The 17408-nt window shown below is 71.0% G+C and carries 16 protein-coding genes; 10 read left to right on the top strand and 6 right to left on the bottom strand.

Annotation, left to right across the window (positions count from 1 at the left end):
• Positions 1–102 precede the first annotated feature (102 nt).
• The 10 genes from EOW66_RS02940 (at position 103) to EOW66_RS02895 (ending at position 10086) form a co-directional block, all read left to right on the top strand.
• Positions 103–1182, top strand: a complete 1080-nt coding sequence (locus EOW66_RS02940; protein WP_128154688.1) for an ABC transporter ATP-binding protein — start codon at positions 103–105, stop codon at positions 1180–1182.
• Positions 1182–2261, top strand: coding sequence for an MBL fold metallo-hydrolase (locus EOW66_RS02935; protein WP_128154686.1), 1080 nt, complete (start codon positions 1182–1184; stop codon positions 2259–2261). The genes EOW66_RS02940 and EOW66_RS02935 overlap by 1 nt, the downstream gene beginning before the upstream one ends.
• Entirely contained in the window at positions 2258–2821 is a 564-nt protein-coding gene (locus EOW66_RS02930; RefSeq protein ID WP_164881005.1) for a histidine phosphatase family protein, read from the top strand. Before EOW66_RS02935 ends, EOW66_RS02930 begins: the two co-directional genes overlap by 4 nt.
• Positions 2822–2893: 72 nt before the next feature.
• Complete coding sequence (locus EOW66_RS02925; protein WP_128154684.1) at positions 2894–3883, top strand: ABC transporter substrate-binding protein; 990 nt, start codon at positions 2894–2896, stop codon at positions 3881–3883.
• Positions 3876–5609, top strand: a complete 1734-nt coding sequence (locus EOW66_RS02920) for an ABC transporter permease (RefSeq protein ID WP_128154682.1) — start codon at positions 3876–3878, stop codon at positions 5607–5609. The genes EOW66_RS02925 and EOW66_RS02920 overlap by 8 nt, the downstream gene beginning before the upstream one ends.
• Before the next feature lie 471 nt (positions 5610–6080).
• Complete coding sequence (locus tag EOW66_RS02915; protein ID WP_128154680.1) at positions 6081–6911, top strand: substrate-binding periplasmic protein; 831 nt, start codon at positions 6081–6083, stop codon at positions 6909–6911.
• 65 nt (positions 6912–6976) lie between these two features.
• Positions 6977–7738 (top strand): amino acid ABC transporter ATP-binding protein, encoded by a 762-nt coding sequence (locus EOW66_RS02910; RefSeq protein WP_128154678.1) that lies wholly within the window; start codon positions 6977–6979, stop codon positions 7736–7738.
• A 7-nt stretch (positions 7739–7745) separates the two neighbouring features.
• Positions 7746–8414: an amino acid ABC transporter permease gene (locus EOW66_RS02905; RefSeq protein WP_128154676.1), complete on the top strand. Its 669-nt coding sequence runs from the start codon at positions 7746–7748 to the stop codon at positions 8412–8414.
• Positions 8415–8426: 12 nt separating this feature from the next.
• On the top strand, positions 8427–9095 hold the full coding sequence (locus tag EOW66_RS02900) for an amino acid ABC transporter permease (RefSeq protein WP_128154674.1): 669 nt from the start codon (positions 8427–8429) through the stop codon (positions 9093–9095).
• Between the two features lie 70 nt (positions 9096–9165).
• Positions 9166–10086, top strand: coding sequence for a LysR family transcriptional regulator (locus EOW66_RS02895; RefSeq protein ID WP_128154673.1), 921 nt, complete (start codon positions 9166–9168; stop codon positions 10084–10086).
• Here the strand turns inward: EOW66_RS02895 and EOW66_RS02890 are convergent, their stop codons facing one another.
• From EOW66_RS02890 to EOW66_RS02865, 6 genes are all read right to left on the bottom strand, one after another.
• Entirely contained in the window at positions 10087–11025 is a 939-nt protein-coding gene (locus EOW66_RS02890; RefSeq protein WP_128154671.1) for an ornithine cyclodeaminase family protein, read from the bottom strand.
• Positions 11026–11035: 10 nt separating this feature from the next.
• Complete coding sequence (locus EOW66_RS02885; protein ID WP_164881004.1) at positions 11036–12298, bottom strand: FAD-dependent oxidoreductase; 1263 nt, start codon at positions 12296–12298, stop codon at positions 11036–11038.
• A gap of 10 nt (positions 12299–12308) precedes the next feature.
• Positions 12309–12926, bottom strand: coding sequence for a helix-turn-helix domain-containing protein (locus EOW66_RS20790; RefSeq protein ID WP_128154667.1), 618 nt, complete (start codon positions 12924–12926; stop codon positions 12309–12311).
• Positions 12927–13044: 118 nt separating this feature from the next.
• Complete coding sequence (locus EOW66_RS02875; protein ID WP_128154665.1) at positions 13045–14262, bottom strand: efflux RND transporter periplasmic adaptor subunit; 1218 nt, start codon at positions 14260–14262, stop codon at positions 13045–13047.
• Between the two features lies 1 nt (position 14263).
• On the bottom strand, positions 14264–16633 hold the full coding sequence (locus EOW66_RS02870) for an ABC transporter permease (protein ID WP_239017475.1): 2370 nt from the start codon (positions 16631–16633) through the stop codon (positions 14264–14266).
• Positions 16627–17337 (bottom strand): ABC transporter ATP-binding protein, encoded by a 711-nt coding sequence (locus tag EOW66_RS02865; RefSeq protein WP_128154663.1) that lies wholly within the window; start codon positions 17335–17337, stop codon positions 16627–16629. Before EOW66_RS02865 ends, EOW66_RS02870 begins: the two co-directional genes overlap by 7 nt.
• Positions 17338–17408: the final 71 nt, after the last annotated feature.

The raw sequence follows: 17408 nt of genomic DNA, 5'->3' as shown, positions 1-17408 counted from the left end.
GGCCAGAGACTTTGGCCGAAGGGGGGGCGGTGCGGCGGCGCGCGCTGTCACACTGCGGTCACCTCGCGGGTGTAGCCGCCGCCCCGAACGGAAGGAACGGGAATGGCCAGCATCGAGACCTCGCACCTGCGGCTTGCCTTCGGGGCGACACATGCCGTCGACGGCATCACCATGGAGGTGCCTTCGGGGGCCTTCTTCGCGCTCCTTGGCCCCTCGGGCTGCGGCAAGACCACGCTGTTGCGGCTGATCGCCGGGCTCGAGCGGCCCGATGCCGGCACCATCCGCATCGCCGGCGAACAGGTGGCGGGGCCCGGGCGCTTCGTCGAACCGGGCGCGCGCGGGCTTGGCATGGTGTTTCAGTCCTACGCGCTCTGGCCGCAGATGACGGTCGCCGGCAACGTGGCCTTCGGGCTGAACCGTCTGCCCGCGGAGGAGCGTGCGCGCCGCATCGAGGAGGCGCTGACGACCGTCGGGCTCGCCCATGCCGCGGGGCGGCGTCCGCATGAGCTCTCGGGCGGGCAGCGCCAGCGCGTGGCGCTTGCCCGCAGCCTCGCCGCGCGGCCGGCGCTCATTCTGCTCGACGAGCCGCTGGCCAACCTCGATGCGCATCTGCGCCAGTCGATGCTGGCCGAGTTCCGCCGCATCCACCGCGCCTCGGGCACCACCTTCGTCTTCGTCACCCATGACCAGAACGAGGCGATGGCGATCGCGAGCCTTGTGGGGGTGATGGACCGCGGCCGGATGGAGCAGATCGCCCCGCCCGAGGTGTTGTTCGACCGCCCGGCGACGCCGATGGTGGCGCGCTTCGTCGGCAATGGCCGGACGCTGCCGGTGACGGCACTGGCGGCGCAGGGCGGGCGGGTGAAGCTGCGCCTTGGCGCGTGGCTTCTGTCGCTGCCCGGCGCGGCGCCGCCGGGCCCGGCCTGGCTGTGCCTGCGCCCGCGCGACCTGACGCTCGCCGCGGGTACGGCGGATCTGTCGGCGCGGGTCATCGACCAGCGCTTCGAGGGCGGCGAATATGTGCTCGCCTGCCTGCCCGAGGGGCTCGATCTGCCCGAACCGCTCGAGCTGCGCAGCCGCGCGGCGGTGGCGCCGGGCACGCTCGTCGGGTTGCAGCTGCGCGGCGGCTGGGTCTTGCCGCGCGAGGAGCTGGCGCCCGCCGCCGAGCCGGTCTTCGCCTGATGCCGTCCCTCATCGCGATCTCGGGCTTCGATGCGAAGGGGCCCGCCTGCTTCCTGCTGGAAATTTCCGGGCGGCGGTTCCTGCTCGATCTCGGCACCGGGCCCGATGCCGGGCGGATGCCCGATCTGGCGGGGGTGGGCCGTGTCGATGCGGTGCTGATCTCGCACGGCCATCCCGACCATATCGGCGCGCTGTCGCTGCTTGGCCAGATCGGCGCGCCGCCGGTCTTCGCCACGGCACCGGTCACCGCGCTGTCGCCCGCGGTCGCCGCCGCCTCGGGCGGGCTTTTGCCCGCGCGCGGGGCGGTGCTGGGCGTGCCGGTCGAGACCGGCCCTTCGGGCCATGCGCCGGGGGCGGTGTGGATGCGGATCGGCGGGGCGGCGGGGCTTCTCTACACCGGCGATCTGTCGGTCGAGGGCAGTCTCTGGCCCTGTGCCACGCCGCCCACCGCCCGCGCTGCGGTGCTGGATGCAAGCTATGGCGCGGCGGACGAGGCCCTGCCCGCGCAGCGCGCGGCGCTGCTGGCGCTTGCCGCCGAAGGGCCGCTGTTGTTGCCTGCCCCCGCTGCGGGCCGTGGGCTCGAGATGGCGCGGGTGTTCCTCGAGGCCGGGCATGAGGTCTTCCTCTGTCCCGCGCACCGGCGCGTGGCTGCGGTGATGCAGGCCTGTCCGGGCTGGCTTGCGCCGGGCGGCGCGGCGGCGCTGGCGCGGCTTCTGGCCGCGACCCGCCCGCTTGACCCCGAGGCGCCCGCGCGTGGGGTGATGATCGCCGCCGGCCCGAATGCCGAAGGCGGCGTGGCCGCAACGCTTGCCACACGCTTTGCCGAGACCGGCGAAGCGCGGATCGTCTTCACCGGGCATCTGGGCGTCGCCACCCCGGCCGAGGCGCTGACGCGCGCCGGCCGGGCCGCCTTCCTGCGCTGGAACGTGCACCCGCCGCTCGCCACCACCCGCGCGCTGCTCGATGCGATCGCCCCCGCGCAGGCGATGGCGGCCTTCATCCCGGCCGCGGGCCGGCGCGCGCTGGCCGCCGCGCTGCCCGGCGCGGTCTTTGCCGAAACCGCGGAGATGCACTGGTGATCCTGCCCTTCGACACGCCCTTCCTGTTCCTGCGCCATGGCGAGACCGCAGCGAATGCTGCCGATCTGATCGCCGGCGCGATGGACCTGCCGCTGACCCCCACCGGCCGGGGCCAGGCGCGTGCCGCGGCGCGGGCCCTTGCGGCGCTGCCTGCCGCCGAGCGGCCGGCGACGATCTGGTGCTCGCCGCTTGCCCGCGCCCGCGAGACGGCGGCCCCGGTCGCCGCCCGCCTCGGCCTGCCGGTGCGGCTTCATGCGGGGCTGGCGGAGCGCAACTGGGGCGTCTGGGAGGGCGCGCCGCGCGCCACGCTGCGCCGCGACGAGACCCCGGCGGGCGGCGAGGGGCCGCTCGACTTCCGTGCCCGGATCCGCGCTGCCCTTGCCGGGCTCGACTGTCGCCCCCCGGTGCTGATCGTCGCTCATTCGGGCGTGGCGCGCGAGCTCCACGCGCTGATCGGCACGGGCGCCTTCCGCCGGCCGCTGAACGGCGAGGTCTCGCGCTGGTCGCCCGCCCCCGACGGGCGCTGGCACGAAAGACCGCTCGCCGACACGGAACTGTAAAACCACCGTCACCCGGCTGTCGCATCGCGGCGCTAGCCCACGCCCAGTTTCAAAGATCAGGGATACCCAACCATGACGCTCCTGCGCCGCCTCGCCCTCGGGCTCCTCACCTCCACCGCGCTCGCCACCGGCGCGCTGGCCCAGGCCGGAGGCACGATCACCGTCTACACCTCGCAGCCGAGCGACCAGATGGCCGCCGTCGTCGCCGCCTTCAACAAGGACCACCCGGAGATCACCGTCGAGGTGTTCCGCACCGGCACGACCGAGCTGATGTCGAAGCTGCAGGCCGAGTTTGCCGCGGGCAGCAGCCCGGCCGACGTGATGCTGATCGCCGATGCCGTGGCGATGACCCAGCTGAAGGCCGACGGCCGCCTCTATGCCTATGACAACGCGCCGCTTGCCGGCATTCCGGCCGCGGTCGTCGACCCCGACCACACCTTCTTCGGCACCAAGCTGATCACCACCGGCATCGTCTACAACACCACGCTGGTGAAACAGGCGCCGACCTCCTGGGCCGATCTCGAGAAACCCGAGATCGCGGCGCAGACGATCATGCCGAGCCCGCTCTACTCCGGCGCGGCGGTGATCCATGTCGGCACCATGGTGCAGCAGCCCGAATTCGGCTGGCCCTATTACGAGGCGCTGGCGAAGAACGGCGCGGTCGCGGGGCAGGGCAACGGCACCGTGCTCGAGGCCGTGGCGCGCGGCGAAAAGGCCTATGGCATCATCATCGAATACATGGCGATGAATGCGAAGGCCAAGGGCTCGCCCGTCGATTTCGTCTTCCCGAAGGAAGGCGTCTCGTCGATCACCCAGCCGGTCGCGATCCTGAAGGACAGCGACAACATCGAGGCGGCGAAGGTCTTCGTCGACTGGGAGCTGGGCCGTGCGGCGCAGGAACAGTCGGCGGCGCAGGGCTATTTCCCGATCCTCGAGGGCGTGGCCCAGCCCGCGGGCTATCCCGACCCCGCCTCGTTGAAGATCCTGTCGGCCGATCCGGCGAAGATGCTCGCCGCCGACAAGGACACGAAAGAGACCTTCTCGGACCTTTTCGGTGGCTGATCTGACGGCCTCTGCCGCGCGCGCGGGTCTGCGCGCGCGCCTTCCGGGCGGTGACGGTCTCGTCATCGCCCTGATTGCCCTTTACGTCCTCGGCCTTGGCCTGTGGCCGCTGGCGCGGCTGCTGCTCGAGGCCTTCGGGCCCGACGATGCCGGCCGCCCCCTTGGCCTGATCCGCGAGGCGCTTTTCAGCCGCGCGGCGCGGGCGGCGCTGGCGAACACGCTCACCGCCTCGGCCGGATCGGTTGCCGTCTCGGTCACGCTCGGCACCGGGCTGGCGCTGGCGCTCGGGCTGATGCGGCTGCCGGGGCGGGTGGCGATGACCTTCCTCGCGCTCGCGCCGATGCTGATCCCGTCGCAGATCATGGCGCTTGCCTGGATCGAGCTTTTCGGCTCCTCCTCGCCGATCCTTGCGCCGCTCGGCCTTGCCCCCGGGGCGGGCGCGCGCAATCCGCTTTACTCGGGCGCCGGCGTCGCCTGGCTGATGGGGATCGAGCATATGCCGCTCGTCTTTCTCGCCGTGCGTGCGGCGCTGGGCGCGGTGCCGGCGGATCTGGTCGAGGCGGCGCGGATCGCGGGCGCCGGCCCGATGCGCATCGTCGCGCGGGTGATCGCGCCGCTCTGCCTGCCGCAGATCCTGGCCGGCGCGATCCTCGCCTTCGCGGCGGCGGTGGGCAATTTCGGCGTGCCGGCGCTTCTGGGCATTCCGGGCCGCTTCCCGATGCTGACCACGCTGATCTATCAGCGGCTCAATGGTTTTGGCCCGCAGGTGCTCGGTCAGGTCGCGGTGCTGGCGCTGATGCTGATCGGGCTGGCGGGGCTGGCGCTTCTGGCCCGCAGCGCGCTGATCTGCCGCCTCTCGGTGCCGGTCGCCGCCGGACGGCCCTTCGCGGGCTTTGATCCGGGGCGCGGGCGCGGGCTGGCGCTGGCGGTGCTCTGGGCCATGCTCGGCGTGCTGCTGATCGCGCCGATCGCGGCGCTTCTCGGCACGGCGCTGGTGCCGGCGCTCGGCATGCGGCTGACGGCCGAGACGGTGACGCTCGCGAATGTCACGCAGACGCTCGCCGATCCGGTGATCCGCCGCGCCTTCGTGAATTCGCTGGGCCTGTCGCTGACCGCGGCGGCGCTCTCGGCCCTTGTGGCACTGCCCTTCGCCTGGTTCGCGCAGATCGCCCGGCAACCGCTTCTGCGCCGGCTCGATACGCTCGCCGACGCCCCCTTCGTGGTGCCGGGCACGGTGCTGGCGCTCGCGATGATCCTCGTCTTCCTGCCGCCGCTGCCGGGGCTGGGCGTTTCCGTCTACGGCACGCCGGTGATCCTGCTTTTCGCCTATCTGGCGCGCTTCCTGCCCTTGGTGCTGCGCCCGGTGGGCGGGGTCGCGCAGGCGATGGAGCCCGCACTCGACGAGGCGGCGCGGATCGCCGGCGCCCCTGCGCTGCGCCGCATCGCGCGGATCTTCACGCCGCTTGCGGCGCCGGCCGCCGCCGCGGGGGCGGTGCTGGTGGTGATGACCGCCTTCAACGAGCTCACGCTCTCGGCGCTGCTGTGGTCGGCCGGGACCGAGACCGTGGGGGTGATGATCTTCGCGCTGCAACAGCAGGGCAATTCGACCGGGGCGGCGGCGCTCTCGGTGCTGTCGCTTGCCTTGGTGCTGGCGCTGGCGCTCCTGACCGACCGCATCGCGCGCCGCTCGGCGCCCTGGGTGCTGCCCTGGCGCGGCGGGGTCTGAGCACGGCTGCCGCTGCCGGCCACGCCCCGGCGGCGCGCCTTTCCGCCCTGTCATTCCGTTGCGGAATGCCGTGCCGCGCGTTCTGATCGCGCCTGCGCCGCGGGGCGAACCGGCCGCGCGGCGCTTCCGATGTGGCGGCTTCCGAGGCCTGCGCGCGGCGGAAACGGACGAAAAGCCTGAAATCCTCATCCTTTCTCAGCCGGCACAGAATCGTTCTTTGCCGGCAAAATGGCGCTCAAAGATTGGGCGCTTCGCGGACCTCCTGCCGCCGCATCGTTCCGCGGACCCGCGGTCGCACCGTGCAGCCCGCTGGGATTCAATGAAAATCCGGATGTTCATTCTGAAACGGAATGAGCTTTTGCGCATCGCTTGATTGTCTCGGGGGGCGCGCCGTCGCCGATCTGGGGACGAGCCCGCGGCCCTGCCGCCCGGGTGCCGCCAGAAGAACCGTCTCATCAGGGAGTGCCCCCCGTGATCCACCCGTTCAAGTCCCTTGCCGCGCTTGGCCTTGCCGCCGTGCTCGGCCTTGCCGCCCCCCTCACCGCAACCGCCGGCTCGCCCGAAGAGGGCTGGGCGGGCGTGCAGGCGGCGGGCAAGCTGCGCTGCGGCGCCGCCGTCTTCCCGCCCTATGTGATGCGCGACCCGGTCACCGGCGAATACAGCGGCTTCTTCGCCGACCTGTGCCGCGAGTTCGGCGAGGAAGTGCTGAACGTGCCGGTCGAATTCGTCGACACCACGTGGGACAACATCGTCGCCGGTCTGCAGGCCGGCAAATGGGACCTGTCGCTCGCGCTCAATCGCACGCCGACCCGGGCGCTCGCCATCGCCTTCTCGGACCCGGCCGTGCCCTACGAGATCACGCTGCTTTACAACAAGGACAACCCGAAGATCCCGGCGGGGGCGAAGAGTCTGGCCGATCTCGACAAGGACGATGTCACCATCGCCGTCGTTTCGGGCACCGCGATGGACAAGTCGGTCTCGCCGCTGGTGAAGAAGGCGAAGATCGTGCGCCTGCCGTCGTCCGACGAGGCGCGCCTTGCGGTGATGTCGCGCCGCGCCGACGTGCTGGCCGATCCGTCCGACACCAACCGGCTGTTCATCGCCGCGAACAAGGACTGGGCCGTCGATCTGGCGCCCGAGCCGGCGATCGCCAAGCAGGGCATCGGCTTTGGCCTGAATGCCGGCTTCCCGGCAAAGGACATCGACGCGCTGAACATCTTCATCGAGGAGAAGGTCGCCACCGGCCATGTCGAGGCGCTGGTCGAGAAATCGGTGCAGGAGGTTCTGGCCGAGGGCCAGTGAGCCCCACCCAAAACCGGCGGGCGGGGGCAGACCTCCGCCCGCCCCTCTGCACGAAGGCAAGGACGATGGCTCAGGACAAGCTCCTCAAAATTCACAACCTGCACAAATCCTATGGCGATCTGGAGATCTTCAAGGGCCTGACGCTCTCGATGGACCGCGGCGACCGGCTGGTCATCATCGGCCCCTCGGGCGGCGGCAAGTCGACGCTCTTGCGCATCGTCATGGGGCTCGAGGACATCGTCGGCGGCGACATCTACATGGACGGCAAGCCCTATATCCTGCGCGACGGGGCGAAGACGAAGATCGACCGCAAGCTGCAGGCGCGCGTCGGCATGGTGTTCCAGCACTACACGCTGTTCCCGCATCTCGACATCCTGCGCAACCTCACCCTCGCCCCGGTGAAGACCCGCGGCATGCCCCGCGCCGAGGCCGAGGAAAAGGCGATGGGGCTGCTGACCCGCTTCGGGCTTGAGGCCAAGGCGCGCGCCTATCCCTCGCAGCTGTCGGGCGGGCAGAAGCAGCGTGTCGCCATCGCCCGCGCGCTGATGCTCGACCCCGATCTGCTGCTCTTCGACGAGGTGACCTCGGCGCTCGACCCCGAGCTCGTGGCCGAGGTCGAGGCGGTGATGATGGAGCTTGCCGATGCCGGCATGCCGATGATGATCGTCACCCATGACATGCATTTCGCCCGCAACATCGCGAGCCGCGTGGTCTTTGCCGCCGGCGGCGTGGTGGTCGAGGACGGCCCGCCCGAGCAGGTGCTCGACGCCCCGCAGGTCGCCCGCACCCGCGAATTCGTCGAGCGCGTCTTCGCGAAGAAGAGGTGAGGGCGCGATGAGCTACGATCTGCAGTTCTTCTATGTATGGCAGAACCTCGACAAGCTCGGACAGGGGCTTGTGGTCTCGCTCGAGCTCACGGGGCTTGCGAACCTGATCGGGCTGACGCTGGGCTTTGCCGTCGCGCTGCTGCTTGGCGCCAAAAGCGCGCTGCTGCGTGCGCCCGCCGCGGCGATGGTCGAGGTCTTTCGCTGCACCCCGGTGCTGGTGCAGGTGGTGTGGTTCTTCTACTGCGTGCCGATCCTGTTCAACCTGTTCATCGACCCGATGGTGATGGCGGTGCTGGCGCTTGGGGTGAACCTTGCCGCCTTCAACGCCGAGGGCTACCGCGCCGCGATCCAGTCCGTCCCGCGCGAGCAATATGACGCCTGCGCGGCGCTTGGCCTGAGCGGCTGGACCCGGATCCGCCATGTCATCCTGCCGCATGCCCTGCGCGCCGCGCTGCCGGTGCTGATGACGAATGGCATCACCATCTTCCAGCAAAGCGCGCTGGTCGCGCTCGTGGCGATTCCGGACCTGATGTACGAGGGCAAGATGCTCGCCACCGAGACCTATCGCCCGATCGAGACCTATACCGTCGTCGCCGCGATCTATTTCGCGATCTCGGCGCCGGTCTCGCTGATCGTCCAGCGCATCGAGGCGCGGTTCGACCGCGTCCAGGCCTGAGGAGGCGTTCCGATGATGCATTTCGACCCCATGGTCCCGTTCAAGTACTGGGACGCGCTGCTGATCGGGCTGTGGATGAGTGTGCGGCTGACGCTGATCTGCCTTGCCCTCGGCATTGCGCTTGGCTTTCTCACCTCGCAGGCGCGGCGCTCGCGCCTGATGCCGCTGCGGGCGTTCGCAACCTTCTATGTCGAGCTCTTCCGCGGCACGCCGGTACTGATCCAGCTGTTCTGGATCTTCTACTGCCTGCCGTTGCTTCTGGGCTTCGAGCCGGGCAATTTCGCCTCGGCGGTGGTGGCGCTGACGCTTTATGCCGGGGCGATCACCTCGGAGACCTTCCGCGCCAGCCTGAAGTCGATCCCGCGCGAGCAATACGACACCTGCCGCGCGCTCGGCATCACCGGGATGAACCTCGCGCTCTGGGTGGTACTGCCGCAGGCGCTCCTGCGCGCGATCCCGACGCTTCTGTCGAATGCGGTCGCGCTGTTCAAGGAAAGCGCGCTGATCTCGGCGGTCGGCATGGCGGATCTGATGTTCATCGGCTCCTCGATCTCGAACCGCACCGGGCGCCCGGTCGAGATGCTGACGGCGATCGCGGTGATCTATTTCGCCGTGGCCTTCCCGCTGACCCGGGTCGTCGGCCGCATCGAGGCGCGGATCCTGCGTCGCCTTGCGGTCTGAGCGGCAGAAAATGCTTGTCTCGGCGCGGGGCGCGGGCGAAAGCAGGCGCGAGCTGCTCGGAGCCCTGCTGATGAAAACCCCGCGCCGTTTTCTGCCGTCGCTGTCGCTGCTGCAGGCCTTCGAGGCCGCGGCCCGGCTGCAGTCGATCACCGGCGCCGCGCAGGAGCTGTCGCTGACGCAAAGCGCGGTGTCGCGGCAGATCCGCGCGCTCGAGGAACAGCTCGGCACCTGCCTGTTCCACCGCGAGAAGCAGACGATCCGGCTGACGCTGGGCGGCGCCTCCTATGCGCGCGAGGTGCGCGAGGCGCTGCAGAAGATCTCGCAGGCCTCGATGAACCTGCGCGCGAACCCGCATGGCGGCACGTTGTCGCTGGCCATCCTGCCCACCTTCGGCACGCGCTGGCTGGCGCCGCGGCTGCCGGGGTTTCTGGCCGAGAACCCGGGCATCACCATCAACCTCGTCACCCGGCTGACGCAGTTCGACTTTCGCAACGAGGCGGTCGATGCCGCGATCCATTTCGGCCGCACCGACTGGCCGGGCGCCGATTGCGTCCATCTGATGGGCGAGGATGTGGTGCCGGCCTGCGCGCCGGAGGTTCTGGAACGCTATCACTTCGGCACCGCGGCGGATCTGCGCACGGCGCCGCTTCTGCACCTGACCTCGCGCCCCGATGCGTGGGAGCGGTATTTCCTGCGCCACGATGTCGATGCGCAGAACGTGCACGGGATGCTCTTCGACCAGTTCGCCACGGCGGCGCAGGCGGCTGCGGCGGGGCTGGGCGTGGCGCTGCTGCCGACCTTCCTCATCGACGACGAGATCGCGGCGGGGCGGCTGGTGCGCGCGCTCGATGCGCCGATGCGCTCGGAAGAGGCCTATTACCTGTGCTGGCCGCGCGATCAGGACAGCTACGAGCCGTTGCAGGTGTTCTGCAAATGGCTGACGGCCGAGACCCGCGCCTTCGAGGCGGCGCGGGCCGCTGCGGCGGGCTGATCAGCCCACCACCCGGTCATGGGCGAGGATCGCCGCGGCCAGATCCTCGAGCCCCGAGCCCACCCCCTTGAACAGCGTGATCTCGTCGCGTGACCGGCGCGGGAACAGGTTCTCGCGGCACAGGGTGTCGAGCGTGCCCTCGATGTCGGCAAGGCCGATCGCGCCCGAGGCGAGCGGCTGCGCGATGTCGCCGCTTTCCACCCGGGCGTGATCGGTGTCGAGGAAGATCCGTGCGCGGCGCAGCACCGCATCGTCGGCCTCGCGCATCTCGGGGGTGAAGGAGCCGATCAGGTCGATGTGCTGACCGGGGCGCAGCCAGTCGCCGCGGATCAGCGGCGCGCGGGCGAGCGTGGCGCAGGAGATCACATCGGCGCGTCCGACCGCCGCGGCGAGATCGGTGACCGCCTGCGCCGCGATGCCCCCTGCGCGCAGCTCGGCCGCCAGCACCTCGGCCGAGGCCGCGGTGCGGTTCCAGACCTCGACCGTCTCGATCGGCAGCGCGGCGCGATAGGCCTGCGCGAGGTTCGCGCCGACCCGGCCGGCGCCGACGATCAGCTGGCGGCGGCTGTCGGGGCGGGCGAGGCGTTTCGCCGCCAGCGCCGAGGCCGCCGCGGTGCGCCGCGCCGTCAGCTCGCCACCGTCGAGGATCAGCACATGCGCGCCGGTGCGCCGCTCGAAGAGGATATAGCTCGAGGCAATCGCCGGCAGGCCGAGCCCGGCATTGCCCGGGTGCACGTTGACGATCTTCACCCCGCCCCAGCCCGCCGCCTGCCAGGCCGGCATCAGCAGCAGCACGTCCTCGGCCGCGCCGGGGTTGGTCATCAGGTGCTGGTGGCGCAGCGGCACCTCGCCCCCGGCGCGAAAGCCGGCGTCGAGGGCCTCGATCAGCGCCTCGAAGGGCAGGGCGGCGCGGGTTTCCGCAAGGCTCAGGATCTTCACGGGCCCTCTCCTATGCCGCCGCAAGCCAGCGTGCGCGCGCCGAGACGTCGCGCAGCGCCGGGGTTTCGCCGGTGAGGTGCTGGGCGAGGATCTCGCCCGCGCCAAGGCTCATGGTCCAGCCGAGCTGGCCGTGCCCGGCATTGATCCAGAGGTTGGCCACGCCCTTCACCTTGCCGAGGAAGGGCGGGCCCGCGGGGGTGGTCGGGCGCAGGCCGGTCCAGAACTCGGGCGTGTCGAGATCGACCGCCGTGCCGAAGCTGCGCCGCACATAGTCATCGAGCAGTTTCACCCGTTCGGCCGGCAGGCTGCGGTCGCGCCCGGCGAATTCGGCAATCGCCGTCACCCGCAGCCGGTCGCCGTAATTGGCGACGGCCAGCAGCTCGGTCTCGTCGACGAAGGGCAGGCGCGGCACGCCGGTGGGGTCGGTGATCCGCCAGGTGCCGGAATAGCCCTTCACCGGATAGATCGCCGGGGCAAAGCCGAGCGGGCGGGTCAGGTCAGGGGTCTCGACCCCGGTTGCCAGAACCACCTGCGCGCAGGGCACCGGGCCGGCCGAGGTCTCGACCGCGACGATCCGGCCGTTGTGGCGGGTGAAGCCGGTGACGGCGGTGTCATAGCGGATCTCGATGCGGCCGGTTTCGGCCAGCCAGGCGGCGGTGCGGCGGGTGAAGAGGTGACAGTCGCCGACCGAGTCGATGTGGCTGAGCAGCCCGCCCGCCAGACGCTCGCGCATCGCCGCAAGCCCCGGTTCGCGCGCGATCAGCGCCGCGGGACCGAGCGCCTCGATCTCGCCGCCGGTGCCGACCTTGGCGGCATAGCTGCGAAACTGCGCGCCGTCCTGAAACAGGTAGAGCGCGCCCTCGTGCGCGGTGGCGACGGGCAGGCCCATCTCGGTCTCGGCCGCCTTCAGCATGTCGCGGCTGAACCGTGCCAGCCGCCGCTCGCGGTCGCTGTTCACCGCATTGGCCGAGGCGGTGCAGTGGCGCAGGAAGTCGATCCCCCACCGCCACAGCGCCGGGTCGATCAGCCGGCTCACCCGCACCGCGGGCTCGCGCCCGAGCAACGCCCGGCCAAGCGCCGGGATCGCCGCGGGCTCGGCCCAGGCCTTGGCATGGCCCACCGCCATCATCCCGGCATTCCCGCGCGAGCACAGCTCGGCCGCGCCCGGCAACCGCTCGATCAACGTGACGCGCTGCCCGCGTTTTGCCAGGGCCCGCGCCGTCATCGTGCCGATGACCCCCGCACCGATCACCACCACCCGGTCGTCTTGCATCTGTCTCTCCTTACGGGGTCTCGCGCAGGTCGCAGACCCACAGAACGGTTGCCGGCTCGGCATCCAGCGAGACCAGCGCATGCCCCATCGCACTGTCGAAGGCGAAGCTGTCGCCGGGGCCGAGGTCGACGGGGGCGTAATGTTCGGTGAAGACCCGCACGCGGCCGCTTTGCACCACCAGCTGTTCCTGTCCGGGGTGGGCCTGCAGCGTCTCGAATTCGTCCAGACTGCGGGCGCGGATCTCGGCGCGGAAGACGAGGTAGGGCTTGCGGATCACGTCGTCGCACAGCAGTTCGAGCCGGTAATGCGGGGTCTCGATCACCCGCCCGTCGCCCGCCCGGGTCAGCGAGCGCCAGCCCGCGAGCCGCTTCCTCGTGCCATAGCTCAGAAGCTCCTCAAGGCCGGTGCCAAGGCCGCGGCAGATCTTCGCGATCACCTCGAAGGTGGGCGAGAGCTGACCGCTTTCGATCCGCGACAGCGTCGCCGCCGAGACCCCGCTTTCGGTCGCCAGCGCGGTCAGGGTCAGCGCCCGGTCAAGCCGCAGCGCCTTCAGACTGGCGCCCAGCGAGGGGGCCGGCGCGGCGGCGGGCGCGGTTTCGGCGCTGTCACGGATTTCGGTCTTCCACATGGCGGGCCCTTTCGTTGCGCCGAGCCTGGGCAAGAATTTTGCGTATACGCAAATTTAATCCGGATGTGCCGGGGTGAAAATCCGCTCGGAACGCCGGTTTTGCCCAAGGATTGGGCGGTCAGCCGCCCGGGGCGGCGGTGACGCGACTGCCCTCGGCGATCCGCGCGCCGGGGAAGGCGATCACCTGCGCGCCCTCGGCAAGCCCCGCAGTGATCTCGGCGGCAAGGTCGGTCTGATGCCCGATCGTCACCGCCCGCAGCCTTGCGCGCCCGCTCTCGACCACGAAGACCGCCCAGCCGGCCCCGTCGCGGAACAGCGCCCCGATCGGCACCTGCAGCACCGCGGGCGCCTGCCAGATCACCACCCGCACATAGACGCGATACTGATCGCCCAGCCCCGGCCGCGCCTCGGGCGGGGTGAGCAGGTCGAGCCTGAGATGCACCCGCTGCTCCTCGATGCCGAGGGCCGAGACCTTGGTGAAGGCGGCGGGCTCGATCTGGCGCACCCGCGCGGCCAATGTCTCGGGTCCGCCCCAACGCTCGACATGCGCGCTGGCCCCGGGCACCACCCGCACCGCGTCCGAGGACAGCAGGTCCACCTCGATCTCGAGATCGCCAAGATCGCCGAGCGTCATCAGCACATCGCCCGCCTGCACCGGCCGCGCACTTTCGTTCGCAAGCTCGAGGACGGCGCCGCTGGCCGGGGCGCGCAGGTCGATGCAGCAGGCGCTGGCCGCGCCATCCTCGCCCGGGCCGAGAAGGGCGGCCTGGGCGCGGGCAAGCGTCGCCTGTTGCAGGTCGACCGAGGATTGCGCCGCCTCAAGCGCACTGCGGGCGACGGCGCGGGTCGTCGTCGCCTCCTCGAGCAGGTGCTGCGAGACCCGGCCAAGCGCGGCCAGCGCCTCGTTGCGGGCATAATCGCTTTCGGCCTGATCGAGATCGGCGCGGGCCTGCGCCAGCCGGGCGCGGGCAAGGGCGAGTGCCGCCTGCGCCTCGGCCACCGCCGCCTCGGCCCCGGCGCGGGCGCGGGTGTCAAGGAAGGCGGGCTCGAGCGGCTCGATCCGGGCGACGACGGTCTCGCCCGCGCGCACCGCATCGCCCACGGCAACCGGCGCCCGCCGCACCGTGCCCGTCAGCGGCGCCGTCACCTCGTAGCGGTCGCGCACCCGCGTCACCCCCTCGGCCGCGACCGTCACCTCCATCGGCGCGCGGCTGACGCGGGCGAGATCGACGGTGACCGGCTCGGGCCAGAACGCCCAGACCAGCGCGGCAAGGGCGAGCAGCCCGGTGGCGGCAAGGGCGAGGGAACGGCGGGCGGGATGGCGGGGGCGGATCATGTCATTCCCTCTGTTTCAGGGCGGTGGCAAGGCTGACGCGGTCGAGCCGGCGGCGCACGGCCAGCGCCGCGACCAGGGCCGAGACGGTGGCGATCAGCGCCGCCACGGCATAGGTGCGGCGCGCGATCACCAGCGGGATGCGCACCACATCGGTCGAGAAGCCCTCGGCGATCAGCGCGGCGAAACCGTAACCGCCGAGCAGGCCGGGCGGGATGGCGAGAAGCGTGAGCAGCATGAGTTCCCCCACCAGCACCCCGCCGACCTCGGCGCGGCTGAAGCCGAGCACGCGCAGGCTGGCAAGTTCATAGGAGCGTTCCGACAGCCGGATCCGCGCGGCATTGTAGACGACGCCGATGGTGATCAGCACGCCGAGCACGGCATAGATGCTGACCGAGCGGGTCAGGTTCTCATTCAGCGTGGCGTCGAACTGGCGCTGCACGTCGGGCCAGAACAGCGTGCCGGCGATCGCCGGGGTGGCCTTCACCGCGCGCTCGAACTCGGCCATCCGGTCGGGGTCGAGCAGCAGGTCTATGCGGTTCACCTGCTCGGCCATGCGCATCCGCGCGGCAAGTGCCGCGGCGGGGATGCGCACCGTCTCGCCCAGATCCTGGCGGATCACCCGGGTCACCGCAATCTCGAAGCTGTCGCGCGGCGGGGCGAGCAGGGTGACGGTGAGGCGATCGCCCGCGCCGAGATCAAGCTTCGTCGCAAGGCTTTCGGGCAACGCCAGCCCGTCGGCGGGCAGCGGCACGGTCCGGCCCCCGGCATCGAGGGTCTGCACCAGCGCGGCCTCGGGGCTGCGCGCCTCGAGCACCGTGCGCTCCGAGCGCGGCCCGTGGCTCAGCCGCACCGGCACCATCAGCGCCCCCTCGGCGCGCAGCACGCCGGGCAGATGGGCCGCATCCTCAAGGACAGAGCGCGGCGCGTTCTCGGCCAGTGTCAGGGTGACGGTCTGGCGGTTGGTGCGGCTGAAGGCGGCGTCGATCACCGAGGAAATCGCATCATAGGTGAAGAAGCAGGCCACCAGCACCGCGATCGAGGCGGCGACGCCGAGTGAGGTGACGAGCGCCCGCCCGGGCCAGCGGGTGATCGCGCGCAGGATCATCATCGTCGTCTGCCGCAGGCCAAACCGCGCCGCCAGCGCGTCGATCTGGCCGCGGCGGAAGCGCGGCGGGGCGGGGGGCTGCATCGCCACCGCCGGGGCAAGCCGGGCCGAGCCGCGCACCGCGCGCAGCGCGCCCGCCACCACCGCGCCAAGCCCCATCAGCGCCGAAAGCGCGAAGCTCGCCGTGCCCGGGGTGTAGACGAGCCAGGGGAAGCGGTAGAAGCGGGTGTAAAGCGCGGTCAGCTCGGCGCCGAGCCACCAGCCCGCGCCCCAGCCGATCAGCACGCCGACGAGGCCGATGCCGGCGGCGAGTTTCAGGTAATGCAGCGCGATCTCGCGCCCGGTGAAGCCCATCGCCTTCAGCAGCCCGATCACCGGCCGTTCGAGCCCAATGAGCCGCCCCATCACCATGTTCACCAGAAAGGCCGAGACGATCAGGAAGATCGGCGGCAGGATCACCGCCATCGCGCCGAGCTGATCGAGCTCGCCCGAGAGGAACTGGTCCGAGCTTTGCAGATCGCGACCATAGGCGCCGGTACCGCCCCAGGGCGCAAGCTGCCGGTCGAGCGCGTCGATCACCCGGTCGCGCGAGGCGCCGCGGGTCAGGGTGAGGGCAAGGTCGTTGAAGGCGCCGGTCAGCCCCGCGGCGGCGGCGGCCGGCACCTCGCCCATCCAGATCACGCCATAGCGGCTGTCGTCGGGCATCACCGAACCCGGCCCGATCAGATAGACGAATTCGGGCGAGAGCATCAGCCCGGTCACCCGCAGCTCGCGCCACTGCCCGTTCAGGATCGCGCCGAAACTGCTGCCGGGGAAAAGGTGGTTCGCCTCGGCGAAACTTTCCGACAGCGCCACCTCGTCGGTTGCGCGCGGGTCGGGCAGGCGGCCGGTGCGCAGAACCGGCCGGTTCAGCACCGGCGCGCCGGCCTCGGGCAGCGAGACGAGCCGCGCCTGTGCCGGTTTCGTCTGCCCGGGCAGGTCGAGCACCACCTGCATCGAGATCCGCGCCTCGGCCTGCGCGACGCCGGGGATCGCGGCGATTTCCGCCAATTGCCCCTTCGGCACCCGCGTCGCGCTGGCGAAGACATCGGCGAATTGCATGCGGTCGTAAAAGGACTGCCGGGCGAGCCGCAGCGAGCGTTCGGTGCCGGTCGCCAGCACCAACACCATCACCCCGCAGCCAAGCACGAGGGCAATGGCGAGGGCCTGCGCCCAGATCCGGCGCAGATCGCGTAACAGCTTGCGGTCGAGGGCGCGCATCACCATTCGATCCCCTGCGGCGGCCTTGGATCTGGGTTCTCCTCGATCGCGGTGACGCGCCCGTCGGCGAGCCGGATCACCCGATGCGCCATCTGCCGGATCGCGGCATTATGGGTGATGAGGGCGGTCACCGTGCCGAGATCGCGGTTCGCCTCCCAGATCGCCTGCAGCACCGTCACCCCGGTCGCACTGTCGAGCGCGCCGGTGGGCTCGTCGCACAGCAGCACCTCGGGCCGCTTCGCAAGCGCCCGGGCGATCGCCACGCGCTGCTGCTCGCCGCCCGAGAGCTCGGCCGGGAAATGGTCGAGCCGCGCGGCAAGGCCCACGCGGTCAAGCGCCTCTTCGGGCGGCATCGGGTTGCGTGCGATCTCGGTCACCAGCGCGACGTTTTCGCGCGCGGTGAGGCTGGGCACCAGATTGTAGAACTGGAAGACGAAGCCGACATGGGCGCGGCGGAAGGCGGTGAGCCCGGCATCGTCGAGCCCGGTCAGCTCGGTGTCGCGGAAGAACACCCGCCCCGTCGTCGGGCTGTCGAGCGCGCCAAGGATGTTGAGCAGCGTCGACTTGCCCGAGCCCGAGGCGCCGAGCAGGACCACGAGCTCGCCCTCGTTCAGCGTCAGGTCAATGCCGCGCAGCGCGGCAACAGTGACGCTGCCGGTGACATAGGTCTTCGTCACCCCCTCGACGCGAAAGACGGCGGGCTGCGCCATGCGGTCTCCTCCTCCCCCATCCGGCGCGATCATGGCATGATCGGGGCGTCGCCACCTTGATCCCGCACAAC

The sequence above is a fragment of the Paenirhodobacter huangdaonensis genome (assembly GCF_004022465.1).
GTDB classification, from domain to species: Bacteria; Pseudomonadota; Alphaproteobacteria; order Rhodobacterales; family Rhodobacteraceae; genus Rhodobacter; species Rhodobacter huangdaonensis.
This window is presented reverse-complemented; position numbering and strand designations above follow the sequence as displayed.